Source organism: Thermostichus sp. MS-CIW-26, from assembly GCF_054059115.1.
In genome coordinates this window covers 28,753-53,483 of record NZ_JBSSBV010000015.1, presented here as the reverse complement: position 1 = coordinate 53,483, position 24,731 = coordinate 28,753, and the positions used below count along the sequence as shown (strand labels likewise).

At 58.8% G+C, this 24,731-nt stretch carries 23 protein-coding genes; 8 read left to right on the top strand and 15 right to left on the bottom strand.

Annotation, left to right across the window (positions count from 1 at the left end; translation table 11 throughout):
* Window positions 1–26: 26 nt before the first annotated feature.
* The 5 genes from ACVWZU_RS07035 (at window position 27) to ACVWZU_RS07015 (ending at window position 5,438) form a co-directional block, all read left to right on the top strand.
* Window positions 27–2,165 (top strand): FAD-dependent oxidoreductase, encoded by a 2,139-nt coding sequence (locus ACVWZU_RS07035; protein WP_457444076.1) that lies wholly within the window; start codon window positions 27–29, stop codon window positions 2,163–2,165.
* Window positions 2,166–2,954: 789 nt separating this feature from the next.
* Window positions 2,955–3,293, top strand: coding sequence for a hypothetical protein (locus ACVWZU_RS07030; protein WP_414390140.1), 339 nt, complete (start codon window positions 2,955–2,957; stop codon window positions 3,291–3,293).
* Window positions 3,294–3,377: 84 nt separating this feature from the next.
* The gene (locus tag ACVWZU_RS07025; RefSeq protein WP_457444074.1) at window positions 3,378–3,719 is read left to right on the top strand and encodes a histidine triad nucleotide-binding protein; all 342 of its coding nucleotides are present in this window, start codon (window positions 3,378–3,380) and stop codon (window positions 3,717–3,719) included.
* Between the two features lie 85 nt (window positions 3,720–3,804).
* Window positions 3,805–4,455 (top strand): precorrin-8X methylmutase, encoded by a 651-nt coding sequence (locus ACVWZU_RS07020; protein ID WP_414342089.1) that lies wholly within the window; start codon window positions 3,805–3,807, stop codon window positions 4,453–4,455.
* Between the two features lie 500 nt (window positions 4,456–4,955).
* Window positions 4,956–5,438: a hypothetical protein gene (locus ACVWZU_RS07015; RefSeq protein ID WP_457444072.1), complete on the top strand. Its 483-nt coding sequence runs from the start codon at window positions 4,956–4,958 to the stop codon at window positions 5,436–5,438.
* A 106-nt stretch (window positions 5,439–5,544) separates the two neighbouring features.
* On the opposite strand, the gene ACVWZU_RS07010 is transcribed toward ACVWZU_RS07015, so the two are convergent.
* Together ACVWZU_RS07010 and hflX are read right to left on the bottom strand one after the other, a co-directional pair.
* Window positions 5,545–7,293, bottom strand: coding sequence for a diflavin flavoprotein (locus ACVWZU_RS07010; RefSeq protein ID WP_457444070.1), 1,749 nt, complete (start codon window positions 7,291–7,293; stop codon window positions 5,545–5,547).
* Between the two features lie 115 nt (window positions 7,294–7,408).
* A complete protein-coding gene (gene hflX, locus ACVWZU_RS07005) occupies window positions 7,409–9,175 on the bottom strand; it encodes a GTPase HflX (RefSeq protein ID WP_457444068.1) in 1,767 nt (588 codons plus the stop codon).
* A 195-nt stretch (window positions 9,176–9,370) separates the two neighbouring features.
* Between hflX and ACVWZU_RS07000 the strand changes: the two genes are divergently transcribed.
* On the top strand, window positions 9,371–9,505 hold the full coding sequence (locus ACVWZU_RS07000; RefSeq protein WP_238376854.1) for a glycoside hydrolase 100 family protein: 135 nt from the start codon (window positions 9,371–9,373) through the stop codon (window positions 9,503–9,505).
* A 134-nt stretch (window positions 9,506–9,639) separates the two neighbouring features.
* Here ACVWZU_RS07000 and ACVWZU_RS06995 read toward each other — a convergent pair whose 3' ends face one another.
* The 7 genes from ACVWZU_RS06995 to ACVWZU_RS06965 all read right to left on the bottom strand — a co-directional run bounded on the left by ACVWZU_RS06995 (window position 9,640) and on the right by ACVWZU_RS06965 (window position 15,996).
* Window positions 9,640–10,071 (bottom strand): DUF488 domain-containing protein, encoded by a 432-nt coding sequence (locus tag ACVWZU_RS06995; RefSeq protein ID WP_457394941.1) that lies wholly within the window; start codon window positions 10,069–10,071, stop codon window positions 9,640–9,642.
* Entirely contained in the window at window positions 10,068–10,685 is a 618-nt protein-coding gene (locus ACVWZU_RS06990) for a DUF488 domain-containing protein (protein WP_457444065.1), read from the bottom strand. Before ACVWZU_RS06990 ends, ACVWZU_RS06995 begins: the two co-directional genes overlap by 4 nt.
* The gene (locus ACVWZU_RS06985; protein ID WP_011432051.1) at window positions 10,682–11,365 is read right to left on the bottom strand and encodes a dual OB domain-containing protein; all 684 of its coding nucleotides are present in this window, start codon (window positions 11,363–11,365) and stop codon (window positions 10,682–10,684) included. The genes ACVWZU_RS06990 and ACVWZU_RS06985 overlap by 4 nt, the downstream gene beginning before the upstream one ends.
* A gap of 66 nt (window positions 11,366–11,431) precedes the next feature.
* Window positions 11,432–12,388 carry an ABC transporter permease gene (locus ACVWZU_RS06980; protein ID WP_457444063.1) on the bottom strand — a complete coding sequence of 319 codons (957 nt, stop codon included), beginning with the start codon at window positions 12,386–12,388 and terminating at the stop codon, window positions 11,432–11,434.
* A gap of 6 nt (window positions 12,389–12,394) precedes the next feature.
* Window positions 12,395–13,444, bottom strand: coding sequence for an ABC transporter permease (locus ACVWZU_RS06975; RefSeq protein WP_099812063.1), 1,050 nt, complete (start codon window positions 13,442–13,444; stop codon window positions 12,395–12,397).
* On the bottom strand, window positions 13,434–14,996 hold the full coding sequence (locus ACVWZU_RS06970) for an ABC transporter ATP-binding protein (protein ID WP_457444062.1): 1,563 nt from the start codon (window positions 14,994–14,996) through the stop codon (window positions 13,434–13,436). Before ACVWZU_RS06970 ends, ACVWZU_RS06975 begins: the two co-directional genes overlap by 11 nt.
* Window positions 14,968–15,996 carry a BMP family protein gene (locus ACVWZU_RS06965; protein ID WP_011430426.1) on the bottom strand — a complete coding sequence of 343 codons (1,029 nt, stop codon included), beginning with the start codon at window positions 15,994–15,996 and terminating at the stop codon, window positions 14,968–14,970. The genes ACVWZU_RS06970 and ACVWZU_RS06965 overlap by 29 nt, the downstream gene beginning before the upstream one ends.
* 401 nt (window positions 15,997–16,397) lie before the next feature.
* Here ACVWZU_RS06965 and ACVWZU_RS06960 point away from each other — a divergent pair, with 401 nt between their 5' ends.
* Entirely contained in the window at window positions 16,398–17,768 is a 1,371-nt protein-coding gene (locus tag ACVWZU_RS06960) for an amidohydrolase family protein (RefSeq protein WP_457444060.1), read from the top strand.
* Here the strand turns inward: ACVWZU_RS06960 and ACVWZU_RS06955 are convergent.
* The 4 genes from ACVWZU_RS06955 to ACVWZU_RS06940 are packed head-to-tail and all read right to left on the bottom strand — an operon-like array spanning window position 17,676 to window position 20,041.
* A complete protein-coding gene (locus tag ACVWZU_RS06955; protein WP_414332474.1) occupies window positions 17,676–18,134 on the bottom strand; it encodes an FxLYD domain-containing protein in 459 nt (152 codons plus the stop codon). The two genes, ACVWZU_RS06960 and ACVWZU_RS06955, sit on opposite strands and share 93 nt — an antisense overlap.
* 31 nt (window positions 18,135–18,165) lie before the next feature.
* A complete protein-coding gene (locus tag ACVWZU_RS06950; protein ID WP_457411422.1) occupies window positions 18,166–18,792 on the bottom strand; it encodes a 5-formyltetrahydrofolate cyclo-ligase in 627 nt (208 codons plus the stop codon).
* Between the two features lie 44 nt (window positions 18,793–18,836).
* On the bottom strand, window positions 18,837–19,301 hold the full coding sequence (locus ACVWZU_RS06945; protein WP_414407059.1) for an FKBP-type peptidyl-prolyl cis-trans isomerase: 465 nt from the start codon (window positions 19,299–19,301) through the stop codon (window positions 18,837–18,839).
* Window positions 19,302–19,360: 59 nt separating this feature from the next.
* A complete protein-coding gene (locus ACVWZU_RS06940) occupies window positions 19,361–20,041 on the bottom strand; it encodes a VOC family protein (RefSeq protein WP_011432060.1) in 681 nt (226 codons plus the stop codon).
* A 76-nt stretch (window positions 20,042–20,117) separates the two neighbouring features.
* Here ACVWZU_RS06940 and cobJ point away from each other — a divergent pair, with 76 nt between their 5' ends.
* Window positions 20,118–22,016: a precorrin-3B C(17)-methyltransferase gene (gene cobJ, locus ACVWZU_RS06935; RefSeq protein ID WP_457444058.1), complete on the top strand. Its 1,899-nt coding sequence runs from the start codon at window positions 20,118–20,120 to the stop codon at window positions 22,014–22,016.
* A gap of 18 nt (window positions 22,017–22,034) precedes the next feature.
* Here the strand turns inward: cobJ and modB are convergent, their stop codons facing one another.
* The gene (gene modB, locus ACVWZU_RS06930; protein WP_457444056.1) at window positions 22,035–23,822 is read right to left on the bottom strand and encodes a molybdate ABC transporter permease subunit; all 1,788 of its coding nucleotides are present in this window, start codon (window positions 23,820–23,822) and stop codon (window positions 22,035–22,037) included.
* Between the two features lie 37 nt (window positions 23,823–23,859).
* Window positions 23,860–24,621, bottom strand: a complete 762-nt coding sequence (gene modA, locus ACVWZU_RS06925; RefSeq protein WP_457394917.1) for a molybdate ABC transporter substrate-binding protein — start codon at window positions 24,619–24,621, stop codon at window positions 23,860–23,862.
* Window positions 24,622–24,731 lie beyond the last annotated feature (110 nt).

Sequence of the window (24,731 nt, the reverse complement as noted above, 5' to 3'; positions counted from 1 at the left end):
GGATCGGCAAAGGGAGGGATCCCCTCATGTCACAATGGGTAAAGATTTGCTCGGTTTCTTATCTCGGCGCCGTGCTTACTTCCCTTTACTACCGCGAGATCCCTTGCCCCGATAGTGCTCAAGTGCTGCGCTGGCTACAGGAGTGTATCCCCCTGCCCCAAGGCAGCCAGAAGGTTCTTACCCCCACGGGCTTGCGCCTACAGGGATCCGGCGCTGAGCTGGCCCTTTTCTTGTGGTCGGGGCTGAACACTACCTATCTCAAGGTGTTCCAGTGGTCGGAACAGCCCTTCCCCCGCCAAGCTCGCTGGCTGGGAGAGCTGGAACAGGCCATTCAAAGCCAATTTCCCCACCGCTACCCGCAGTTGCCCCAGATCGATCTGAACCGGGGATCCATCTTCGATCAGCTTGAGCCTTTCTACCCGCAAACGGTGAAGTATTTTCGGCGGATCCCCAATGGAGAATTTGACCTGCAGCGGGTGTACTGGTGGGAAAAGCGCTGGCGGGAAGAAGTGCAACATTGCCACGCAGCCCACCGCCCTGCTCAGCCGGTCTTGTTTCGCCAGCCTGCCCCTGAGCCGGCCCCGGTGGAGTGGGATCTGGCCATCGTGGGAGGAGCGCTGGGAGCCATCTATGGAGCGGCCATGGCTCGCTTGGGCTACCGCGTGGCCTTGGTGGAGCGACTCCCTTTTGGCCGCATGAACCGCGAGTGGAACATCTCCCGGCGGGAGCTGCAAACCCTGGTGGATTTGGGCCTTTTGAGCGCCGAGCAGATGGAGAGCTTGATCCTGCGGGAATACACGGATGGGTTCAACAAGTTTTTTGACGGCAATAGCCCGGTTCGCGCTCCCGTTTTGCACACGCCGACGGTACTCAATCTGGCCATTGACGCGGAAAAGCTATTGCAGCTCTGTGGCCAAATCCTCACTTCCTGCGGGGGAGCTATCTACGAGCGCACCGAGTTTCAGCGGGCCTATGTTGGCGAACAAGGCGTCACGCTGGTTTTGAAGGATTTGCCCACCGGCGAGGAGTTTCGGCTGGGATCCCGCCTTGTGGTGGATGCTATGGGAACAGTCTCTCCCATTGCCCAGCAGCTTTACCGCCATCGGGCTTTTGATAGCGTCTGCCCCACGGTGGGGGCTACCATTGCGGGGGGGTTTGAGCCAGGGGTATGGGATCCCCAGTTTGGGGACATTCTGGCCAGCCACGGGGACATCAGCCGCGGTCGGCAACTCATTTGGGAGCTGTTCCCCGGCCCAGGCGAAGATCTTACCTTTTATCTGTTCCACTACCACCAGGTGCATCCGGAAAACCCCGGATCCCTGCTGGAACTGTACGAAGATTTTTTCACCATTCTGCCGGAATACCGCCGCTGCGACCCAGAGCGCCTGCAGTGGAAAAAAGCGACCTTCGGCTATATCCCCGGACGATTTGGCCAGCCCCGGCACCCTGTTCGCGGCAGCGGGGCGGAGTCTTCGGAACCCTTTGACCGGATACTGCTCATAGGGGATGCGGCGGCTATGCAATCGCCCCTTAGCTTTACCGGCTTTGGATCCCTGGTGCGCAATTGCCCCCGCCTGTGCGATCTGCTGAATACGGCGCTGCGCCACGACCTGCTCAGGGCGGCGGACTTAGCCCAGATCCGGGCCTACCAGGGCAACTCGGCCGTCACCTGGCTCTTCTCGCGGGGGATGATGGTGCCCACCGGCAAGGTGCTGCCCCCCGAGCGCATCAATGCCACTCTCAACAGCTTTTTCGGCATTCTCGCCACCGAGCCGCCGGAGGTGGTGGACGATTTCATCAAAGACCGGGCTGGCTGGCTGGCCTTTAACCGCATGGCCATCAAAGCTGCCCTACAAAACCCACGGCTGCTGCTGTGGATCTGGGAGGCCGTAGGGGCCAAAGGCTTTGCCCAGTGGCTGCCCACCTACTTCAGCTATACCGGCCTGGCCTTGACCTCTACTTTGTTCAGGGGCTGGCTTCCAAATCTGCTGCGTCGCCTGCAGCCCTGGCTAGAAGCGCGTTACCCCCGCCTGTGGCTGCGCTGCCTGCAGTGGAGCTACACCCTCACGTATGGGGTAGGGCAGCCGCGCATTCAGTTTCAACTCCCCCCCACTCAAGAAAAGGCCCAAGACGCAATACCGACTTGGATAGAGGAGAGGGCTTGAGCTGGTGGCGCGGTCGGAGAATGCGGCCACGCCAGTTTTTTGATGCCTGTGCTTTTGCTTGCCTCAAGTCACAATCTTCAATGTCTGCTTCAATGTCTGCAGAAAAGGCAGGTGACAATACAGCCTGTTCACAAACTGGGGGATACAAAAATCGTGTTTCCGAGGCTTGACCCCAACGAGGTTTAAAACAAGCAGGTTTATAGTCATTTTAAACAGAACTGAAAGATTTCTGTTGTATTGCTTCCTAACTCCCCTCTCCCTTTGGGAGAGGGGTTGGGGGTGAGGGATGACTCCCTCTGGGAAAGGGGCTGGGGGTGGTCGCGGCAGCGGCGCGGAACGCTTGGGGAGTGTCTCAATTAGCCTAGAATGACCATACAACCGTATCCCGTGGTCCCTTAGTGGGCTGTAGTTGTGTAGCTAAAGCCAATTAGCAAAAGATCCCATTGGATGCTAGCAGTCCTCACTTGTGTTTGCTAGCAGCTTTACCTCTTATCTGCACAGATTTCTGCACAGATTATTTACACAGAGCTGAACGAGGGAGTACCCATCAGGCAAAGCCTTCCTCTGTGGCGCAAAAGTATTTCGCCACGCAGGGATCTGCCTGTCCTTTGCCTTGGCATTTTGCCCAAGTTGAGTATAATCAATACCTAACATCCAGGATCAGATCGAGGATAGTTGGGAAGGGATCCCAACCTTGATTTGGTTTTGAGACTGCTAGCCCCCTTTTTAGAATCTTTCGCAAAAAACTCTGTAGGACTGAGCCCAGTCGCGTCAGCGTTGCGGAGCAACATGGTTTACACCTTCGAGATCATCGGCATCGCCCCTGCTCTACAGTTCTTTCATCAGCAACAGAAGCTGGCCCAGCGGCCCTGTGGGGTGGAATACCTGGGTACCAGCTCCTGCACCCTCGATGCGTTGCTGGGATCCCTGGAGGAAGTGCCGGCCCGGCGCGGCTGGGACTTGGATCAGTTGGTCGACGCTGTTATCCGCTTTTGGTGCAGCAACCCCGATTTGGTGAGTTTGTGGCGCTCTCGTTTTCGCGATGCCGGGCGAGATGCGCTGTTGGTCTCGCGAGTGGGGCATATTCAATCACTGCGGCAGGAATTTGAATGGCTGCTGAAGCAGTAGGTGCCGAGCGCCACTCTCGCCACCTGGGTGGGAGAATGTGCGGTTAGCAGGTAGGCTAAGGGCAGAACTAATTTGTGAGCACCCATGAGCGACACAGTTTTCGGCAGGATTATTCGCAGGGAGATCCCTGCACAAATCGTTTACGAAGACGATAGAGCCCTGGCCTTCAAAGATATTGCCCCCCAAGCCCCTGTACACATTTTGGTGGTGCCCAAAGAGCCCATCCCCGGCATTTCCCAGGCCAAGCCCGAACATGAGGCATTGCTGGGACATCTCCTGCTGACCGCTCAGCGGGTGGCTGCCGAGGCAGGTTTAAATAAAGGCTACCGATTGGTGATCAACGAAGGAGAAGACGGCGGGCAAACCGTCTTTCATCTCCACATTCACGTTCTGGGCGGTCGGGGGATGGGCTGGCCCCCAGGTTGAGCGATGGTTTTTCCCACCCATTGGAGCCTCTGCAGGTACAATCCTGTCATTACTGAGGACAAACGGCGGGCGGGGTCTGGGATCGATGGAGTGGCACGTAACCGATGCAGAGAGTTTGATGATCATCGACCAGGAGGTGGGCAAGCACGAGCTTTCTCCTGCTGAGTACGAGGTGGTTCGTCGGGTTATTTATGCTACTGCCGACTTTGAGTACTTAAACCTCATCCGTTTTGGTAACGAAGCCTTACAGGCTGGGGCGGCGGCCTTGGCAGCGCGTACCACCATTGTGGTCGATGAGCCGATGGTACAGGTGGGCATTGCCTGGGCTGTTCAGAACACCTTTTCCAACCCCATCTACTGCGGCAGCGAAGCGATTACCCGTCCCCAAAGGGACAAGACCCGCTCCGCTTGGGGCTTGGAAACCCTGGCCCAACGCTACCCTGAGGCGATCTTTGTGATTGGCCAATCCCAGACTGCCCTCTCCACCTTGGTGCAGCTGATTAGAAAGAAGGAGGTGGCCCCTGCTCTGGTCATCGCCACGCCGGCTGGGTTTGTGAACGTGGTGCAAGCCAAGCAGGAGCTAGCCGATTCCATGGTGCCCCACATCCGCACTGAGGGACGCAAAGGAGGCCCGGCAGTGGCTGCAGCGGTGTTGGATGGCCTGCTGGACTTGGCTTGGCACGCCTATGTACGGGTCAGCAGCGCAGACTATCCTGGCAAATCCGCGGTTTCATGACATGCTCCTTGCCCTTGGGCACCGTTCGCGGAAACAAGCCAAAACTTTGGCACTCAAAGCACATTTTTTCAGCAGTTGACTGCCCTGCCGCTGAAATCTCGCTTGGGACACCGCGCTTTATGGTCGTTTCAGTTTAGGGTGAGACGCCTGGACTACCGATCGCGCCAGCGGGACGGAGTCCTTGAAAAGCCTTCTGGCCTCGTGCATTCAATCATTCACTGTTTGAGGTGTGGGTGCAATGTCCTAGTTTGAATCGAAGTTTGAATTGAAATGACCATACACCCCTATAGTCAGTTGCTCTAGCGGTGCGGATGAGCTGGGGGCCTCGCAGCACTTTTGGGTCAAGAGTGGGTCTGCTGATCCAGATCACCCAGCCAAGGGGATCCCGGTCACTCGGCCTGCAAATTGGCATGGGCAAGATGGGAGCTGCGCTCTCAGTCCTGCCTCTTCAGAAAATGGCCTGAGAAGCGGCTGGGTTGAGCTTATGGAGGGATCTTCCCGTGCGGCGTGCCATCTTCTTTTGCTGGAGCGGTTGCCTTCTGGCCTTGTTTTTTGCGCCGGGGGCTTGGGCACAAGCTGAGCCATGCCCGGTGGTCGTCCTTTCGCCCTCTTCACAGTTGCAGTTGTCAGAATCGTCAACACTTGCCTCTACTCTCTCGACAGCCCAGAAAGTGCTCCACACTGCTACTGCACTCGACAAGGCAGAGGTTATCGCTACGCAACATTTTCGCGAACCGGTCAGCCCCTACCAGCGCTGGCGACAGAGGTATGCCCCCTCGGATCCCCTCTCTTCGGGTTTGGGCAGCGTCCCTTATCGGCCAGCCCAGCAGGGATCCCAAAGGATTCAACAGGGAACAGAGGGGCTGCCCTTAGGGCCTGCGACCCGCCAAGGGGAACAGCTGGAGCAGATCGGGATCCGCCTGGGAGAAGACAGCCCCTTCTTCCTACATCCCAGTGGGTTGGTCTATCGGCAGTCCTATTGAAGTTTTTGTGAGTCTGTTCGCTACAGGGATCCCAGCTTCCCCAGGGAGAAGGGCTGGAGGTGAGGGATCATCTCTCACTTCTCCCTTCTCACTGCTCACGCCTCAATCAGTAATGATTCCCCACCTTGCGGTGGTGGATGGCAGTAAGGCCCTCTGGGCTGGAGACCCGACCAGCTTCTAGGGTGCTGTACACCACCCAGTGATCGCTGGTTTCCAGGCGGCTCACCACGCGGCACTCCAGGTAGGCCAAAGCATCGGCCAAGATGGGGGATCCGTTAGCAGCAGGGTAGGTCTTGATCCCGGCAAAGCGGTCGGCTCCCGGTGGAAATCGCTTCAGGAAGTGGCGCATCAAGGGTTGGTAATGGCCTTCTTGCAGCACGTTTAACACGAAGGTATCTCCCACCTGCAGGAAGGATTCGATGGCCCGATCCTTGGCCACCGCAATGCTGATCCCCGGCGGATCGGTGCTGGCTTGGGCTACCCAGGAGGCGAGCATAGCGCTGGTGGCTTGCCCTTTGCGGGCAGTGATGATGTAGAGGCCATTGCTAATGCGGCCCAGGGCGCGATCCAGGTCGGCATCCAAGGCTTTCATCTGCTGAATGCTGCGATCCCGGGTCAGCCACTGCCCTAGGTCGGTACCTGCTTCTTCGGCCAGTTGCAGCAGAGCCTCGCCGGCAGGCTGCTTAAGCAGAATGGGGGCAAACACCTCTTTGGCGCCGATCTCCTGCAGGGTGTTGCGGCAGAGGTACACCGACTCGTCGTCTTCCCCCCCTGACTCGAACAGGCCAAAGCCCTGCTTGCTGTGGGCAGAGGCCAGCAGGGTTTTCAGCAGCACCTGGGTAGTGGCCGCCTCTGGCCCCGATTGGGGCGGCATGCCTATCACCACACCGGCGGCCAAGCTCATCAGCTCCCGCACCTCGTGGGCATCCACCAGCCGCAAATCTGCCAGCTCCACCTGGATGCCGGTTTTTTGGATCCCACGGGCAATGGCTTGAGCCAAGGTTTCCGCCTGGCCATAGCCGGACAGGTAGAACACTGCCACCAGGCGCTCGGCTTTGGCCTGCTCGAGGCTCCAGGTGCGATATTGCCCCACCCAGTCGGACAGGTGATGGCGCAGTAGGGGGCCGTGGCCGGTAGCAATGGCAGCGATGGGAGGCAAGGCTTCCATGCGCTTCAGGGCGGACAACACCGAGCGGGCGTTGGGCCCCATGAGGCAGTCGTAGTAGAGCTTGAAGTCGGCCTGCAACAGGTGGGGATGTTCGTCCCAGGCGAAATCGTCGCAGTAGTGCATCCCAAACACGTCGCAGGTGTAAAGGATCTGGGTGCCGTGGTCGTAGGTGAGGATGGTGTCGGGCCAGTGCAAGTTGGGGGCAGAGATAAATTCCAGGACATGCCCCTTGCCCAGATCCAAGCGATCTCCCTGTTTCACCACCAGCCGCTGGAAGGGCCGATGCACCAGATCTTCCAGAAATTGCACCGCCACCTTGGAGGCCACCACCGTCATCTGGGGCGCCAGCTCCAGCAGATCCCCAACCAGGCCGCTGTGATCTGGCTCGGTGTGGCTGACCACCAGGTAGTCGATCGCAGTGGGATCCACGATCCCTTGCAGGCAATCCAGGTACAACTGGCGAAACTTCTCGTGGGAGGTGTCGATGAGGGCCACCTTCTCGCCGCGAATCAAGAAGGAGTTGTAGGTGGTGCCATTTTCCAGAGCAAATTCGATGTCAAATCGATCCCGATCCCAATCTTGGGAGCGAATGGCAAGGGTGTCGGCCCCGATGGGCAGAGTTTGCAGCGTCAGATGGGGCTGGGCCAGGCGAGGTGCGACTTGAGGTGCAACTGCAGTGGTGGCCATGTTCTCTCCCTAACTTTAAGTCGGGTCACAATCCTGATCTCAATGTAACTGAATGTTTATGTTGACGGCGGATGAAGATGAGCTATGCAGGTTTGGAAATCCTTATGGAATGCTTTTAGGGATCCTTGGGTTCCTGACTATCGAAGGGGTTGGGGCTTAGAACTGCAGCAAATTGGGCCAGGGTGTGGCGCAACTGATCCAGGTTTTGGCCGGTGGTGGCGGAAACAAACAGGGCTTTGGGGTAGAGCAGGCGGACGTCTTCCACCCATTCGGGGTCGAGGCGGTCGATTTTGTTGAACACCAGCTGGCGGGGACCAGTGGCCAAGGGCAGCTTGTCCAGCAAGGTTTCCACCGCCTCGATCTGTCCTTCCCAGTTGGGGTGAGACAGATCCACCACATGCAGCAGGGCATCCGCTTCCGTCACCTCTTCCAGGGTGGCTTGAAAGGCATCCACCAGTTGGTCTGGCAATTCGGTTAGAAATCCCACCGTGTCGGTCAGCAGGACCGCCTGCCGGTTGGGCAGATCCAGCCGCCGGGTAGTGGGATCCAAGGTGGCAAAGAGTTGGTCGGCCACGTAGACCTGGGCATGGGTGAGGGCATTGAGGAGGGTGGATTTGCCGGCGTTGGTGTAGCCCACCAGGGCCACCACGGGAATTTGGGATGCCTCGCGCCGTTGGCGCAGCCGCTGGCGGTGGCGGCGCAGCTCTTCCACCTCTTGCCGCAGCTTGCTGATGCGCCGCTGGATGGCCCGCCGCTCCATTTCCAGTTGGGTTTCCCCCGGGCCCCGAGTACCGATCCCACCCCCCAGCCGCGACATGGTGCGACCGCGACCGGCCAGGCGAGGCAGCAAATACTGCAGTTGCGCCAGCTCCACCTGCAGCTTCCCGGCTCGGGTTCTGGCCCGCTGGGCAAAAATATCCAGGATCACCTCGCTGCGATCCACCACCCGCACCCCCACCGCCTCTTCCAGGGTGCGCACCTGGCTGGGGGTAAGTTCCCGGTCGAACACCACCAAGTTAGCGCCCAGATCCTGGACCAGCAGAGCCAGCTCTTGCACCTTACCGGATCCGATTACCGTGGCCGAATTGGGGCCCTCCCGCCTCTGCCAGAGGGCTTGCAGCACCTGTCCGCCGGCACTCTCCACCAGGCGGCTCAGCTCCGCCAACCCATCCATGAGATCCTCGTAGCTCTGCCCGGACTCCTGCAGCCCCACCAGGATGGCCCGATCCTGATCCAGATCCACCTGGCGGGCGGTCAACTGGCGCCGAAACCCATCCTCCAGCTCCGCCACCAGCTCCTGCAGATCCTGTTCTGCCAGGATCCCCAAAGGCAAAGGCTCAGAAACCTGCCAACGGCGCTCTCCCTCCGGCAGCAGATGGGCCAGATAGGCCCGGTGAACAAAGCCCGTAGCCGCTCCTCCCCGGCGTCGGTGCCCTCCTGACTTGGACACGGAAAGGGTGATGAGGGCATCCAAACGCTGCAAAGCCATGGCCGTCAGCGCTTTTTGACCGGGGCCCCCCTCCCCCATTTGGGTGGTGATGCAGCGGATCCCGGATAGGCGCTCGGCCCCCTGGCGGGGCAATTCCCAAGCGGGAATCTGGGTTTCAAAAGGGGATCCCACCCCTACGCGGATCACCTGGCCGCGCCGGTTGAGGTAAACGCTGATGGGCCGGCCTTCCAACTCTTGGGTCAGGGATCCCAGCCGTTGGGCAAACTCCACCGTCACCAAGCGGTCGGGGGGTAGGCGCAGTTGATAGAGCCGTTGCAGTTGCTTTTGTTGGTGGGGCTTTAACCCTTTGGCCTGTTCGGGAAAGCGTCGTGGAGCGATAGCAGAGCTGAAGCGGGGGTCGGTCTGATGGCGAGAGGTGCTAGCCCTGGGCATAGGGACGGGGAAAGACCCAAAAACAAGCTTTCATCTACCATACACGCTAGCTGCCCGCAGGAACTTGGGATCCAAAAGCAACGGTGGCAAACACTGGCCCAGTGTTGCGGGGGCAACAGTACGGCGATGTCATCAGCAACGGGTGCAACATTCAAACCAAGGTCATTCCCGAACAAAAGTAGGCGGAATACTTCCATGACCCAACAGAGGTACGCATGGGGCAGCCAAACCCAGACGATCACAGGCTTCCTGCTCGCCCATCATCTGCTCAAGGTCAACCCCAAAGATGTCAATGTGTTGGATCTGCCCAAGCTGGGATCCCTGTATTGAGCTTGCTGTCGGTGAGAGAGTTTCCAAATCGGTTGGGCAGTCAGGGATCCCTTTCGCTCCGTGTTGCCGGAATCCTGCTGCAACTCGGAGTAGCTGCATAAATCGGAAAAATCCGTAGTGCCAGCTCTTAGTTATCATAGATGCACGATTTCAACATCACCCCATTTTCTGTGCAAATATTCAGCAACCAGCCTACGATGACAGTGCTCAGGAGTAGCTTCACTACAAAGCAGACACCCTCCATCGAGAATACTTTTATCCACTTGATCTTCAATGCGACGCTCGGCCATCAGCGACAAAAACTGTCTCTCGTAGTTAGACCATTCACCACTGGCTTTGTAAGCATCGAGAATCTCTTGAGTTGGTGCAAGTTCCGGCAAATGAACATATCCAAGCTTGCAGATCTCGCGAAGAAAAAACTCTAGATCCCTCTTTTTCGTGAATCCCGCCAGTTGCGAGGTGTTATTAAGTCGAGTATCAACAACTCGAACCAGACCAGGCTGTTTTAAGCGATTAAAAAATTGCTCTGCACTTTTCTTCGTAAACCCTATCGTAAATATCTTCATGGCCTCGCGCTCCGCTCATCATTTTTTGACATTTTCTCATCTCGATAGGCGACACGCCTGCCTTGAATGAGATAGGCTTCGGCTATACACTCTTCCCGACTTCTAAACAAGTCCCCCTCTGGAAGTTTGCAAAGGGCAAGAAGACGAGATTCTAGAGCCTCATGAGTCTCCAAAGAGCCATTGGCCAAGATGTGGTTGACCGGAATCCCACTTTGAAAAAGTTTACGCGCCACCAGCAACGATCTATGACATTCAATAGGGTCTTTCTCAGCACACATCAGTGCGATCCGATACCGACTAGAACATTGGATCAGACGGTCGATCCCTTCGAGGAAGGCTGGCTCATTTGCCAGTCGTTCATACTGAATCCTACCCTGATCATAGCAGCTCGGATTTTCGCTACGTCCTCCCAATTCTTTGCCCAGAAAGACGTAAGCAATACCTGCTGCCGCTAAAGCACTTTTCAACTTTTCTTGTGAATATTGAGGGACGTAACGGCTATATGGACGTGAGCGAACGTCGCCAATACCGGTGATGTTGTACTGGCGCAGTAAGTCTATGAAAAAATCAATCTCGTGGTTTGAGTGACCAATCGTGTAGATCTCTGATTTCATATGAGTCGACCTGAGTAGAGAACAGCCGCTATCAGCTTGTAGTAATAGCCCAAGTAGGGATCGCTAAGGCTAACACACAGCACCGGATCGGGGATGTCATATTGACCGTCTTCGCCCATTAGGAAATCCCGTTCAATCACAGGATCGGTAACATCCATGCAGTATTTTACTCCCTTGTATACAAACTCGCCGCGTACTCTACGCTTAGAATTCGGGTATCCTGGTGCCTTGTAACCAACCAACAGACGCAAATGCTCGACCGGTACAAGGTAAAGAGAAACTCCGCTTTCTCGCCCGACACTTAACCGGTTGTTCCACCCAGCATAGCTGCTCTCGCCAGTGCCCCAGAGATTCTCAGGGTTGTCTAGCCAACTGTTGATATCCTCCCAAGGCAGGTGGCCAACTTTTTTCCAGCGGTGCTTTGGATTGATAACGTGGTTCTCCCTCTGGTGAGGTAGTGGCTGAGGTGTATCACAAGAGACACAGAGAATATCAAGAAGTTCTGGGTCGCCACCGCTCTCGTAGTACCTCTCATGTTCAGAGACCTCATGTGACGGGCGGCTGCTGACAGGACGCACCCATTCTCCTGGCTCTCCGTTCTGCCATTCCTTGCCGGCAATACAGCGACCGGCCATTTTTCTGGAGTTGGCGAAACAGACAATCGTCTTGACGTAAGACATACAGGCTTCTGGGGCAAGGGCAAAGGCTCAATGGGAGTAATTTTCGGCTTCTTGAAAGTCCAGTAGTCAAATCCGTTCTTCAGGGCGAAAGGGGATCAAAAGGGCGCGGGGCGCTTTGGCATGGCGAGAGACCAAAATCAACGCCACAATACTGAGCAGATAGGGCAACATTAAGAAAAACTGATAGGGGATCCGGCTACCCCAAAGCTGCTGAAGGCGCAATTGCAAAGCATCAAACCCGGCAAACAGCAACGCTCCTCCTAAGGCTCGCCAGGGATCCCAAGCGGCAAAAACCACCAGAGCAATGCAAATCCACCCCCGCCCATTGACGATATTGAAGAAAAACGCATCGAACGCAGAGAGGGTTAAAAAAGCACCGGCCACGGCCATAAGAGCGCTGCCCACCATCACCGCTCCGGTACGAACGGCATAGACCGGGATCCCCTGGGAAGCGGCAGCCTGGGGATTTTCTCCAACCATGCGCACGGCGAGGCCCAGAGGAGTTCGGTAGAGGATGTAGGCCATGAGGGGCACCAGGAGAAGGCTGAGGTAGGTGAGGGGCGGCTGGGTAAACAGGGTTTCTCCCAGAAAGGGCAGGCTGGAGAGACCGGGGATCGGCCAAGGACTGAAGGGGACGATTTTGGGGGGAGAGGTGACCTGGGGCAGGGCCATGCGATAAACAAAATAAGCAGCATTCATGGTCAAGAGGGTAATGCCAATGCCGGTGACGTGCTGGGAAACCCCAAGGCGGACGGTCAACAGGCTGTGAATCAAGCCCACACCTGCACCGAGGACGGCAGCAAAGGCTACGCCCCACCACAATCCAGCTCCCTGATAGACCACCAGCCAACCGGCCATAGCCCCCAGGGTCATGATCCCTTCGATGCCCAGATTGAGAACGCCGGCCCGCTCACAGAGGACTTCGCCCAAAGTGCCAAAGAGCAAGGGAGTGGCAATGCGCAGGGTGGCCACCCAAAAGCTGGTGGTGCTGATTAAGCTGATTAGACTCAGGAGTGCAGACACGGGTGCTCAGTCCCAGCGCAGACGATAACGGGCCAATCCCATGCAGACCAACATCCACAGCAGGGCAGCAGCAACAATGACATCGGCAAGATAGGTGGGAACGCCCAAGCTACGCCCCATGGTATCGGCTCCCACATAAACCCCGGCAATGAAAACTGCGGCCCCCACCACCCCCAAGGGATGCAGTTGGGCCAACAGGGCAACAACAATGCCGGTGTAGCCAAAGCCCGGGGATAAATCCAAGGTGAGATAGCCCTTGAGCCCGAGAAGTTCACAAGCTCCCGCCAAGCCTGCCAGCCCACCTCCCAACAATGAGGTATATAAAATAACTCTCCGGACTGGGATGCCGAGGAACCTGGCCGCTTCTGGGTTGGCGCCTACGGCTCGCATTTCTAAGCCCCAAACGGTGAACCGCTCTATGGCCCACACCCCCAGGGCAGCGAGCAGGGCAATGATCAAACCGGCGTGGAGACGACTGCGGGGGATCAGCCGCGGCAGTAGGGCAGCATCCACAAGGGCACGACCTTGGGGCCAACCGAGAGCCAGAGGATCTTTGAGGGGGCCTTCCAGGAGATAGCTGATCCCGAGAAGAATGACAAAATTGAGCAGCAGGGTGGTCACCACTTCGTCCACCTGGAACTGAGTCTTGAGCCAGGCCGGGATCCACAGCAACAGCCCTCCGGCAATCCAGCCCGCCAGCAGCAGCACCAGCACCAACCACGGGCGCGGCAGCGAAAGCCCAGCGGTGCCCAAGAGGCTGGCAGCCAGAGCCCCACCATAAAACTGGCCTTCTGCACCGATGTTCCACAACTTGGCCCGAAAACACACCGCCACCGCCAATCCCGTCAGGATCAGGGGAATGGCCCGCGTCAAAGTTTCGCTCAGGGCAAAGGGGGATCCCACCGCTCCCCGCAGCAAAGCTCCATAGGCTGCCAAAACCGGGGATCCCGTCCACAGGATCAACAGGCTACAGGAGAGGAAAGCCAGGACAATGGCTGCCATCGGCGCGCTCAGGATCAGCCAGAGGGGCACCGTGGAACGGGGTTCAACACGCATCGGCCACCTCCTGCCCGGCCATGCGCAACCCCAAGGCGGTCACCGTTGTGGTTTGGGTTGGGATTGCTGGGGAAAGCCGACCGCGATAGAGCACCGCCACTCGATCCGCTAAACTCAGCAATTCATCCAAGTCTTCAGAAATGAGCAGGATCCCGGCTCCAGCTCGGGCTGCTGCCAGCAGTTGGGCATGCACGTAAGCCACAGCCCCCAGATCCAGTCCCCGCGTTGGCTGGTGAGCCACAATTACCTGGGGATCCCGACACAGCTCCCGCGAGAGGATCACTTTTTGCATATTTCCGCCGGACAGCAGTTGCACCGGCATCTGGAGCGCCTGCCGCGGATCCCCCCTCTGGAGTCCCCGCACGTCGTAGGTCTGTAGCCAGGTGTGAGCCTGCTGATAGATTTGCCGGTGACGCAGGATCCCCCACCGCGAGAATTCGGGATCCCGATAGCGCTTGATCACCCAATTCTCCCACAGGCTAAGGGAACCGATCAGTCCGGTCTTGTGGCGGTCTTCCGGGATCCGGGCCATGCCTTGCCGCACCATCTCAGCAGGAGAGATCAGCCGCAGGACTCGGCCATGCAGATGGAGATGACCTTGGTGGGGCCGGATCACCCCACAGACCAGATCTGCCAGGACGGATTGCCCATTGCCCGCCACCCCAGCAATACCCACGATTTCGTGACGCCGCACCGTCAAAGAAACCTGCTCCAGATGCTGCTGCCCCACCCGACAGGAGACCTGCTGCAACTCTAAGACCGTCTCCCCCGGAGACAAAGGGGCTTTGACCACCGCCGCCAACCGCTGCCCCACCATCGCTTCCGCCAGAGCTGTGGGATGGATCTCAGCCGTCTTGCCCGCCATCACCACCCGCCCTGACCGCAGCACCATCACCCGGTCACTGGTGCGCATCACCTCCTGGAGCTTGTGGGAAATCAGCAGGATCCCCAGCCCGCGACCGGCCATCTGCCGTAGGGTGTGAAAAAACGGCTCAATTTCCGGTGGGGTCAACACCGCCGTAGGCTCATCCAAAATCAGGATCCGCGCCCCTCGATACAGCACCTTGAGGATCTCCACCCGCTGCCGCTCCCCTAAGGTTAGAGATCCCACCAGAGCATCGGGATCCACGGCCAACCCCAATTCCTCAGCCAGCTTTTGGATGCGCCGCCGTCCCTCTCGCCGCCGAGACCATAGGTGCCACAGGGGCTGAGTGCCCAGCAGAATGTTGTCCAGCACCGATAGATTATCGGCCAAGACCACATGCTGATGCACCATGCCTATCCCCGCCGCCAGGGCAGCCGCCGGGGATCCCAGCTTGAGGGGCCGACCAAACACCCACACCTGACCCTGATCGGGAACATAGTGCCCAAACAGGATGTTCATCAGTGTCGTTTTGCCCGCCCCATTTTCCCCCAAGATGGCCAGAATCTCCCCGGCCCGCAGCTCAAGATCAATCTGGTCGTTGGCCAGCAGAGCACCAAAGCGCTTAGTAATGCCCACCACCTTCAAGGCCAAAGGCGCTTCAGAGGGTGGACTTGGGTTCGCTATCATCGATGGCTACAACAAAAGACCCTGCCAGAATCTCTGCCTGCCTCTGCATCACCTTAGCTTTCAGTTCAGCCGGAACCTTGTCGGCGAAGGTTCCCCAGTCGGAGAGGCTGGATCCCCCATATTTCATCATGCTGTAGATCCCGTAGTCCTCTGCCTTAAATTCTCCGGCCTTCACCGCGGCAATGGCTCTGTCGATGGTGGGTTCCATGTGCCACAGGGCGCTGACCACCACCGTTTCCGGGTAGTCCGGCTGGGTATCGATCACATTGCCGATGGCCAAAACGCCCCTCTCTTTGGCGGCATCAGATACCCCAAACCGCTCTGCATAGAGGATATCTGCACCGGCATCAATTTGGGCAAAAGCCGCCTCTTTGGCTTTGGGGGGATCAAACCAACTGCCGATAAAGGTGACCAAAAACTTCACCTCCGGCTGCAGTTCCCTCGCCCCTGCCATAAAAGCATTCATGAGGCGGTTCACCTCTGGAATGGGATAGCCCCCCACCATGCCGATAATTTTGGAGCGCGTCAGCCCCCCGGCCACCATTCCCGTCAGATAGGAAGGCTCGTGGATGTAGTTGTCAAACACGGCAAAATTGCTCAGGGCAGGATCCGGCTTGAGGCTGGATCCCATCAAAAAGCTGACCTTGGGATAGTCTTTGGCTACTTCCCGCGCTTCCCGCTCCACCCCGAAGACCTCACCCACCAGCAGTTGGACGCCGCTCTCGGCATACTGACGCAGCACCCGTGGGTAGTCGGTGTTGGAAACTGACTCCGACCAGGTATAGTCAATATCCCCCCGCTCCTGGGCGGTCATCAAGGCTTTATGGATCCGGCTTACCCACTGCTGCTCAATGGGAACCGTATAAACCCCGGCCACCTTCAGCTTGGTTCCTTGAGCCACCGCGGCATCGCGAACCAACCAGCGGCTCCCCATCAGGCCAGCCACAAAAGCCCCAGAACGCAGGCAGAAGTCCCGCCGGGAGAGTTCTAAACGTGCCATAGTCGCTTCTGTTGAGGTTACTTCGAGATCGGGTTAGTGCTCGGCTTATCCTAAGGGGGGGATCCCTGAAAATATGTATCCTGAAATACAATTTTTTGAGAAGGAGCTTGTTTGTAATGGACAACGAAGTTTCGCTGACGGTTGGAATGGATGTAAGGGCCAAGTCCTCTCAAATCAGCTCTCGATAGATTATCCCTCTGACTACTTGGTTGATATCTTGCACAACCGGATGCTGTTGGGGACTACAGCCCTCTTTTATAAAGTGAGCAATAACCCAATCAACTGGTTTCCTAAATTCGGGCTTTGAGGTAATTTAAGACATCTTTATCTGATTTGGCCTATCATTCAGTCAACTGTAGTTGCTTCTTTCCATCCTAAGTTCAAACAAATAGCCACAACATATGGATCTCATTTTGCGCCGGGCCAATTTGCCGGATGGCCGCAAGGGAATCGATATCGGTATCCAGGGGGATCGCATTGTGGCTCTGGAAAGCAACTTACAAGCCACTGCCCCCCAAGAAATTGATGTCAGCAACCGCTTGGTGTCGCCCCCCTTCGTGGATGCCCACTTTCACATGGATGCCACCCTCACCTATGGGATCCCGCGCGTCAACCAGTCGGGCACCTTGCTAGAAGGGATCGCCCTCTGGGGGGAGTTGAAGCCGCTGTTGACCCCCGAGGCGGTGATGGAGCGGGCCTTGACCTATTGCGACTGGGCAGTGGCGCGTGGGATCCTGGCCATCCGCACCCATGTGGATGTGTGCGATCCCAACCTGTTGGCGGTGCGGGCGCTGCTGGAAGTCAAGCAAAAAGTGGCTCCCTACTTGGATTTGCAACTGGTGGCTTTTCCCCAGGATGGCTACTATCGCTCACCAGGGGCGGTGCAGCTCCTGGAGAAGGCTCTGGATTTGGGGGTGGAGGTGGTGGGCGGGATCCCCCACTTCGAGCGGACGATGGCCGAAGGGACGGCTTCGGTGCGGGCCCTGTGCGAGATTGCTGCGGCGCGCGGCCTGCGGGTGGATCTGCACTGCGACGAGACCGACGATCCGCTTTCGCGCCATGTGGAAACCTTGGCCTACGAAACGCTGCGGCTGGGCTTGCAGGGGCGGGTAGCCGGATCCCATCTAACTTCCATGCACTCGATGGACAACTACTACGTCAGCAAACTGATCCCCCTGATGGCCGAGGCAGAGCTGGGGGTGATCGCCAACCCGCTGGTCAATATGGTCATCCAAGGTCGCCACGATACCTACCCCAAGCGGCGGGGGCTGACCCGGGTGCCCGAGCTGATGGCCGCAGGCTTGACGGTAGCCTTTGGTCATGACTGTGTGATGGATCCCTGGTACCCTTTGGGCAGCGGCAACATGCTGGAGGTGGCCCACATGGCCATCCACGCCGCCCACCTGACAGGCTATGAGCAGATGCGCCAGTGTTTCTTGGCGGTTACGGAGAATCCGGCCCGCATTCTGGGGTTGGAAGGCTACGGCCTAGAACCCGGTTGCTATGCCGATCTGGTGGTGCTCCAGGCCGCCGATGCCGTCGAAGCTATTCGCCTGAAACCGGCTTGCCTGTATGTCTTCCGCCGGGGCCGGCTTATCGCCCAAACGCCGCCTGTGGTCGCGCAACTCCATTTGCCTGAGCGCCCCACCCAGGTGGAGTTCACCCGCCAGCTTTGGACCTCATCGGCGCACGGTACCGCTGAAGCCGCTGGCCTTGAATTGCTCCAGGGTGAGGGGCAGGGGGCTGGTTATGGGCACCGAGATGCGAATTGAAAAAGGGCTCTCGCCGGGAGGAACTTCTGCAATGGCCCCCAGGCGGGTACGCTCCGGCAGAACCTCGTTGCCGTTGGCATCGTAAAGCCGACCGAAGACATCCGCGTTCAGCAGGGTATTTTTGGAGCGGTTGACCACTGTGCCTTCGACGAACAGGCACCTGGCCGGTATGGGGTTGCCGTTGCTGGTCACCAGGTTGGTGTATTCGGGGGTATCGGGACAGGGGGTGACGTGGAGATCCTTCAGTTGCAGGGGGATCGCCCCAAAGCCCATCAAGAGCACCGCCAATGCCACACAGCCAAAGCTCATGCAGACAAGACGCAGCTTTTGGGTTAGCCACTGCGCCGGCTTCCAAACTTGGCTCATCGTTTTTCCTCCAAGGCCCACCCTCTTTAGTCTAGGGGATCCCCGTCTCGTAGAACCTCTCCTCGGTTTGGATCCCATCCAGGCGCTGATCCCAAGGATCCTGAGGTAGAGGCTGCTCCAGCAAGCAGGCTTGGGGGAGGATGCCCCACTTGGGCACACTGGGATCCGGCAAAGCGGCCAAAAAGCGGTCGTAATAGCCGCCGCCATAGCCCAAACGCCTTCCCCAACGATCGCAGGCCAGGGCAGGCACCAGGATCAAATCCGCCTCGGTGGGGTCGAGGGTTTTGCTGTGGGGAGAGGGCTCCAGTAGCCCCCGACGATTGGGAATCAGCTCAGCCGAGCCGTACCGGTGCCACTGCATTTGCCGCTGCGGCAGACAACGGGGGATCCCCCACTGCTTCTCTGGAAAAAGGGCAAACAGGGATCCCAAGTCCACCTCGGAGCCGAAGGCCACATAGGCCAGGATGGTTTTGGCGGCCAAAAGTTGGGGGCAAGAGGCCAAATGAGCCACGATCTTCTGGCTGATAAGGGATCTGTCCAACCCCTGCCGCACCTGGCGAAAGTGCTGGCGCAGGCGAGCTTTTTCTAGGGCAGGATCTGCTGCCAGAGAACTGGGCCGCCAAGAAGAAGACAGTTCCGGGGAAGGGAGTTCCTGCACAAGCCCAATGCCGCCTGGATATTCGGTCTCTGCAAGATCTGAATCTACTGGATGGCCAGGAGCTCCACTTCAAAATCCAAGGTGGCATTGGGGGGGATCACGCCGCCGGCGCCGCGGCTGCCATAGGCCAACTCCGGCGGAATGCGCAAGTACCGCTTGCCCCCCACCCGCATGGTGGCCAGCCCTTCCTCCCAGCCACGGATCACCTGCCCTACTCCGTAGGTGAAGACAAAAGGCTGATTGCGCTTGTAGGAGCTATCGAAGATGGTGCCATCCTGTAGCTTGCCCACGTAGTTGACCACCACCGTTTGCCCCGGCTGAGGCGAAGGCCCACTGCCTTGAGTGATGTCGTAGTATTGCAATCCCGACTCGGTGGTGATGAAGTCCTTGGCTGGGGATTGCACGCTCACCACCGGATTGTCCTTGGCCCGCGACAGAGCCACGGCCGGCTGGCCGCCCCACACCCCGAGCCACAGCAAACACAGCACCAGCAGCAGCACCCGTTTCATCGTTGGCATCCCCCCGCCGCCGACTTTTGGCTTTCCTTTAACAATCTTAGGGGATCCCGTCAGCCTTTCAGTTCGGCAAATTCGATAATTTGACCCTGGTGATCCCGCACCCAAAAGACGAAGGGCTTCTCGGAGCGAATGCTGTTGCGGATCCCTTGTTTGTTGATTCGCTTCAGAAGGGCCTTAAGGGACTCCCGCTCATAGCTGACATGGCGATAGCGAACGCCGCTGCTGCGGCCCGCTGCCGGTACAGTCCCGTAAGCAGAAGCAGATGAGGAGCTAGGCCTAGAGGCGTTGCCGTAGGAACCGGACCCCGCATAGGGATCTGTAGAGCCAGGGATCACGTGCAATTGAACATTGTCGGAGAGTTGGTACCAAAGTCCGGGGGTATCCAATTGGGTGGGCCCAGAGGTGGGACGGGCTTTGGCATCGAAGCGGGGACTGAGGCCAATATCCCCTGGAAAGTAAGCGGATCCTAGGCTGTAGCCGACCATGCTTTGCTCGTAGCCGTAGTAGTACTGCAGGGGCAGCTCCGCTTCCGGCAGTTTCAACACCTTCTCGTAAAACCCTCTGGCCTGCTCCAAGTCCGGCACGATGATGGTGTGGACGCGGGGAGCGCCGCTTAAGAATGTCCACATGGCCCCCCCATAGGCCGATAGCAGCAAAAACATCAGCCCCTTCGTGGAGAGCAAAACCTCCAGGGGGATTAGGGGCAGCATCAGTCCAGGTGGGATGACCATCGGCACTTGTCCCTTCGCGGGTGGCTCTATGTCCAGTATAGGATCCGGGGAGAATCCTGGCCTTGGCCCACGCTCGATGAAGCTTGCTCTGTTTGCCCCCAGCCCGCGCGCCCGCCGGTTGGCCGACTCCCTGATCCCCCTCCTAGGCAAGGAGGTCATCTGCTGGAGCAAAGCTGAACCGCAGGGGCTGCCCTCCCCCTGGCAAGCCTACGGGGATCCCAAGGATCCCACAGCGCCAGGCTCCCTAGCAGAAGCCGTTGCCCAAACCTGGCCCCAGGTGCAGGGCTGTCTCTTCATCTTGGCCGCAGGGTCGGTGGTGCGGCTCATTGCCCCTCTCCTGCAGGACAAGCAGCGGGATCCAGCGGTGGTGGTGGTGGACGAAGCCGGTCGCTGGGCCATTAGCCTGTGCGGGGGACATGTGGGGGGGGCCGATGCCCTGGCGCGGCAGGTGGCCGCTACCTTGGGAGCCCAGCCGGTTCTCACCTCTGCTTCCGAGGGGCTGGGGATCCCGCCTTTGGATTTGCTGGGGGATCCCTACGGCTGGCGGCGGGGCGCTGGAGATTGGAACGGGGTGGCAGCCGCCTTGACGCGGGGAGAGCCGGTGGCCGTTCACCAGACCTGCGGCACGCGGCTTTGGCGACAAGCTTGGCCGGCAGATCATCCCCTAGTGGCCTCCTCTCCTCCCCATCCCGTTGCCCAGATCTGGATTGGGGAATACCTCTCCCCTCCCACGGGGATCCCGACAGTGCACTGGCATCCGCGGGTGCTGTGGGTGGGGGTGGGCTGCGAGCGGGGCACCACCCGCGCTTGGCTAGAGGGATCCCTGCGCCGCCTGTTGCAGGCCCAGGGGCTGGCTTTTGAGGCCATTGCCGGCTTGGCCACCTTGGAGCTGAAGCAAAACGAGCCAGGTCTTCTGGAGCTGGCCCAAGCCTATGGCTGGCCCATTGAGTTTTTCTCGGCAGAGGCTTTGGCTGGGATCCCAGTGCCCCACCCTTCGGAGGCGGTGCGGCAGGCGGTGGGCACTCCCTCCGTAGCCGAGGCGGCTGCTCTTTTGGCGGCTCAGATCTGGGGAAGAGGTGACCGAGCTTTTGAGAGGCCCTCTTGCGTTGCGGAGGGGAAGGCAACTCTTCTCTGCCCCAAGCAGGTCTTCACGTCAGAAACCGAAGGGGCCTGCACCCTGGCCATTGCCCGCGCGGCGCAGGAGTATTCCCCTCGCAGCGGCCACCTCTGGCTCATCGGCACTGGTCCTGGGGATCTGGGTCAATTGACTTTGGCTGCCCGTATGGCTTTAACTCAGGCCGATGTGGTTGTTGGCTACCAGCTTTATCTGGATCTGGTGGATCCCCTTTTGCACCCCGGCCAAATCCGGGAGGTCTCTCCCATTACCCAAGAGCTGCAGCGGGCCAAACAGGCCATCGCTTGGGCGCAGCAGGGGCTGAAGGTGGCGGTGATTTCTTCGGGGGATGCGGGCATTTACGGCATGGCGGGGCTAGTGTTGGAGTGCTTGGCCCGCTCTGGCTGGGATGGGATCCGCCCTTCTCTGGAGGTGCTGCCGGGGATCTCTGCCTTCCAGGCGGCTGCTGCCCGGCTGGGGGCTCCGCTGATGCACGACTTCTGCGCCATTTCCCTCTCGGATCTGCTTACCCCTTGGCCGGTGATCGAAAAACGCCTGCAGGCGGCTGCAGCTGCCGATTTTGTGGTGGCCCTTTACAACCCCCGCTCCCGGCAGCGGGTGGATCCCTTCCTCAAGGCTCTACAGATCTTTCTGCAGGCCCGACCCGCCCATACCCCCGTGGCTTTGGCCCGCAACCTCTACCGCCCCGGCGAAACCCTCCACCTCACCACCCTAGGGGAGCTGGATCCAGAGGAGGTGGACATGCTCACCCTGGTTCTTATCGGCAACTCTCAGACCTTTCGCCATGGAGACCGGCTGATTACCCCGCGGGGCTATTGCCTGGGCGAAGAACCCACTTGACGGGTGTTAAGCCCAGACTCAAAACACCATCAGATGCCGGGGATCCAACTGCAGCCACCACGGGGATCCCCAACCTTCCACCTCTCGCCAGCGCTCCCGCCACACCTCGGCTTGCAGGTGGTAGTCCTGGCTGTGGGCAGGAGGACCGCCCAGCCTAAAGAAGAGAGTCAGTCGGTGGGGGGTCTCGCTCCACTTCACCAGCCAAGCCGGAAACGTGTTGGGCAGCTTCCCGTCGGGCCTGAAGGTGAGGTGGTGGGCGCGGATGGCGATGTATTCTCCCGCTGGGGATCCCTGTACCTGCAGCTCACAGCCCCAATCCAAGGCCAGCACCCGTTGAGGGCCCAGGAGCTTGGCCCGCGAGATGTTTTTGCAACCCGTCAGTTGCGCCACACTAAGGCAGGGGGGAGCCTCAAATAGCTGACGCTTGTCCCCCTGGGCAATGATTCGCCCCTGCTCCATTACAGCCAGATCCCCGCAGAGGCGGAAGGCTTCCTCAATGTTGTGGGTTACCAAAAGCGTGACTCCCTTGTAGTCGGCTAGGATCTCCCCCATCTCCTGCTCCAGTTGGCTGCGCAGGTGGGCATCCAAAGCAGAAAAAGGCTCATCCAGCAGCAAGATCTCCGGCTCAGAAGCCAAGGCTCGCGCCAGGGCCACCCGCTGCTGCTGTCCTCCGGAGAGCTCCGTGGGATAGCGGTTTTCCCAGCCCTTCAGCTTGACCAACCGCAGCTGGGCCTGGATCCGCTCTTGTTTTTCCGCTTCGCTCAAGCCCGCAGGGATCCCAAAGGCGATGTTCTGGGCGACGGTGAGATGGGGAAACAGAGCGTAGTTCTGGAAGATCACCCCCACCCGCCGCTGAGCCGGAGGCAGCCGGATCCCCTGTTCGGCGTCAAACAACGCCCGCTCGTTGAGCAAAATGCGCCCACCATCCGGGGTTTCGATCCCGGCAATGCAGCGCAAAAGTAGGCTTTTGCCGGATCCAGAGGCCCCCAGCAGTCCTAATGGCCGCCCGTCGCAGCTCAGTTGCGCCTGCAGCTCAAATTGGGGCAGCTTCTTGTCAATGTCCACCCAGAGGCGGGGGGCCGGAGTTGAGAAATCCAGATCCCTTCTGGTGAGAACCTGTAGAGGACGAGAGGGAGGTCGCTGCCAGGGCCGTCGCTGAAACCAAAGGTTAACTGCCGTCATCACCCCCAAGGACAACCCCAAGACCAGGGCCGAGCTGATGGCCGCCCCCCGCATATCCCCCGCCTGAACGGCAAAGAAGATGGCCATGGACAGGGTTTGCGTGCGGCCTGGGATGTTGCCTGCCAGCATCAAGGTGGCGCCAAACTCCCCCAGAGCGCGGGCAAAACTGAGGGTAACCCCCGCTAGGATCCCCGGCAAGGCCAGTGGGATCAGCACCCGCGTAAAAATCTTGGCCCTGCTTGCCCCCAGCGTGCGGGCTGCCGCCACCAGCGTCGGGTCGATCTGCTGGAAAGCTCCCAGGGCCGTGCGGTACATCAGGGGCAGGGCCACCACCACTGCCGTGATCACCCCGGCATACCAGGTGAAGATGACCGATAGGTTCAGCGAGGCCAAAAGTTGTCCCAGAAGGGTTCGCCGACCAAATAGCAGCAACAATAGGAACCCCACCATGGTGGGCGGCAACACCAGCGGCGCCAATAAGATGGCCTCGAGGAGAGAGCGCCACCGACCTCGGTAGTGCAACATCCCATAAGCTGCCAGCGTCCCCACCCCAAAGGTGATAGCTGTGGCTAAGCTGGCAATCCGTAGGGAGATCCAAAGCGGGGATAGGTCGTAGTCGCTCATTTGGAGTAACTCATCCGCGCCATTGCAGAGGGATCCCTCACAGGCGGATAAAGCCGTACTTCACAAACACCTCTGCCGCTTCCCCTGAGGTCAAAAACTCCAAGTAAGACCGTCCGGCGGGAGTATCGCGCACCAAGGCCACCGGGTAGATAATTGGCGTAATGGGATCCGCCGTAGCCACTACTCGCACCCGATTTGAAAGCTGAGCATCCGAGGTAAACAGGATCCCAGCGTCGGCATTGCCCTGTTCTACCGCCGTTAAGATTTCCCGCACCGTGCTGGCAAACACCATCTTGGGCCGCAGCGTCTCAAACACCCCTGCTTGGGTGAGAATTTCCTGGGCGTAGCGTCCGGCGGGCATGGCCTGCAGATCCCCAATGGACAGAACCCGGATCTCTTCCGCCACCAGGTCGGCAAAATCCTGAACCTTGGTTCTGGCATTGGCAGGCACAATTAAAGCCATGCGGTTGCTGAGAAGATCTCGCCGGGATCCCTCCACCAGCAGGTTTTGCTTGGCAAGGGCGTCCATAAAAGAGGCGGCTGCGAAAAATACCACGTCCAAAGGAGCCCCCTGCTCCACCTGTTGCTGGAGAGAGCCGGAATTGGCGAAGTTGTACTCAACCTTGATGTCGGGATAGCGGGCGGTGAACAACCGGTCGATTTCCGTTAAAGCCGGTTGTAAGCTCACCGCAGCCCCCACCAAAATGGGCTGAGATTGTGCCAAGCCGGGAGCCGACCCCCACCTCAAAGCCAGGGCGGCCAGGATCCCCAGGAATAACATTGCAGTTCTTCGTTTCATAGCCATTTTTCTTTGACCCGTGACAACTCTCAGAGCAGGAAAATCCGCCAATGGTTCGGTGCTTTTGACTGTCGGAATTGGGTTGTAATTTGTATCTGTAGATACACACC

What these genes read in the sequence shown, in the direction of transcription:
- ACVWZU_RS06965 (WP_011430426.1), bottom strand. Translation starts at nt 15,996, where the DNA reads ATGGCACGTTTAGAACTCTCCCGGCGGGACTTCTGCCTGCGTTCTGGG.
- ACVWZU_RS07000 (WP_238376854.1), top strand. Translation starts at nt 9,371, where the DNA reads ATGACCCAACAGAGGTACGCATGGGGCAGCCAAACCCAGACGATCACA.
- ACVWZU_RS06995 (WP_457394941.1), bottom strand. Translation starts at nt 10,071, where the DNA reads ATGAAGATATTTACGATAGGGTTTACGAAGAAAAGTGCAGAGCAATTT.
- ACVWZU_RS07010 (WP_457444070.1), bottom strand. Translation starts at nt 7,293, where the DNA reads ATGGCCACCACTGCAGTTGCACCTCAAGTCGCACCTCGCCTGGCCCAG.
- ACVWZU_RS07030 (WP_414390140.1), top strand. Translation starts at nt 2,955, where the DNA reads ATGGTTTACACCTTCGAGATCATCGGCATCGCCCCTGCTCTACAGTTC.
- cobJ (WP_457444058.1), top strand. Translation starts at nt 20,118, where the DNA reads ATGAAGCTTGCTCTGTTTGCCCCCAGCCCGCGCGCCCGCCGGTTGGCC.
- ACVWZU_RS06985 (WP_011432051.1), bottom strand. Translation starts at nt 11,365, where the DNA reads ATGTCTTACGTCAAGACGATTGTCTGTTTCGCCAACTCCAGAAAAATG.
- hflX (WP_457444068.1), bottom strand. Translation starts at nt 9,175, where the DNA reads ATGCCCAGGGCTAGCACCTCTCGCCATCAGACCGACCCCCGCTTCAGC.
- ACVWZU_RS07035 (WP_457444076.1), top strand. Translation starts at nt 27, where the DNA reads ATGTCACAATGGGTAAAGATTTGCTCGGTTTCTTATCTCGGCGCCGTG.
- modA (WP_457394917.1), bottom strand. Translation starts at nt 24,621, where the DNA reads ATGAAACGAAGAACTGCAATGTTATTCCTGGGGATCCTGGCCGCCCTG.
- ACVWZU_RS06940 (WP_011432060.1), bottom strand. Translation starts at nt 20,041, where the DNA reads ATGGTCATCCCACCTGGACTGATGCTGCCCCTAATCCCCCTGGAGGTT.
- ACVWZU_RS06955 (WP_414332474.1), bottom strand. Translation starts at nt 18,134, where the DNA reads ATGAGCCAAGTTTGGAAGCCGGCGCAGTGGCTAACCCAAAAGCTGCGT.
- ACVWZU_RS06945 (WP_414407059.1), bottom strand. Translation starts at nt 19,301, where the DNA reads ATGAAACGGGTGCTGCTGCTGGTGCTGTGTTTGCTGTGGCTCGGGGTG.
- ACVWZU_RS06960 (WP_457444060.1), top strand. Translation starts at nt 16,398, where the DNA reads ATGGATCTCATTTTGCGCCGGGCCAATTTGCCGGATGGCCGCAAGGGA.
- modB (WP_457444056.1), bottom strand. Translation starts at nt 23,822, where the DNA reads ATGAGCGACTACGACCTATCCCCGCTTTGGATCTCCCTACGGATTGCC.
- ACVWZU_RS06970 (WP_457444062.1), bottom strand. Translation starts at nt 14,996, where the DNA reads ATGATAGCGAACCCAAGTCCACCCTCTGAAGCGCCTTTGGCCTTGAAG.
- ACVWZU_RS07025 (WP_457444074.1), top strand. Translation starts at nt 3,378, where the DNA reads ATGAGCGACACAGTTTTCGGCAGGATTATTCGCAGGGAGATCCCTGCA.
- ACVWZU_RS06975 (WP_099812063.1), bottom strand. Translation starts at nt 13,444, where the DNA reads ATGCGTGTTGAACCCCGTTCCACGGTGCCCCTCTGGCTGATCCTGAGC.
- ACVWZU_RS06990 (WP_457444065.1), bottom strand. Translation starts at nt 10,685, where the DNA reads ATGAAATCAGAGATCTACACGATTGGTCACTCAAACCACGAGATTGAT.
- ACVWZU_RS07020 (WP_414342089.1), top strand. Translation starts at nt 3,805, where the DNA reads ATGGAGTGGCACGTAACCGATGCAGAGAGTTTGATGATCATCGACCAG.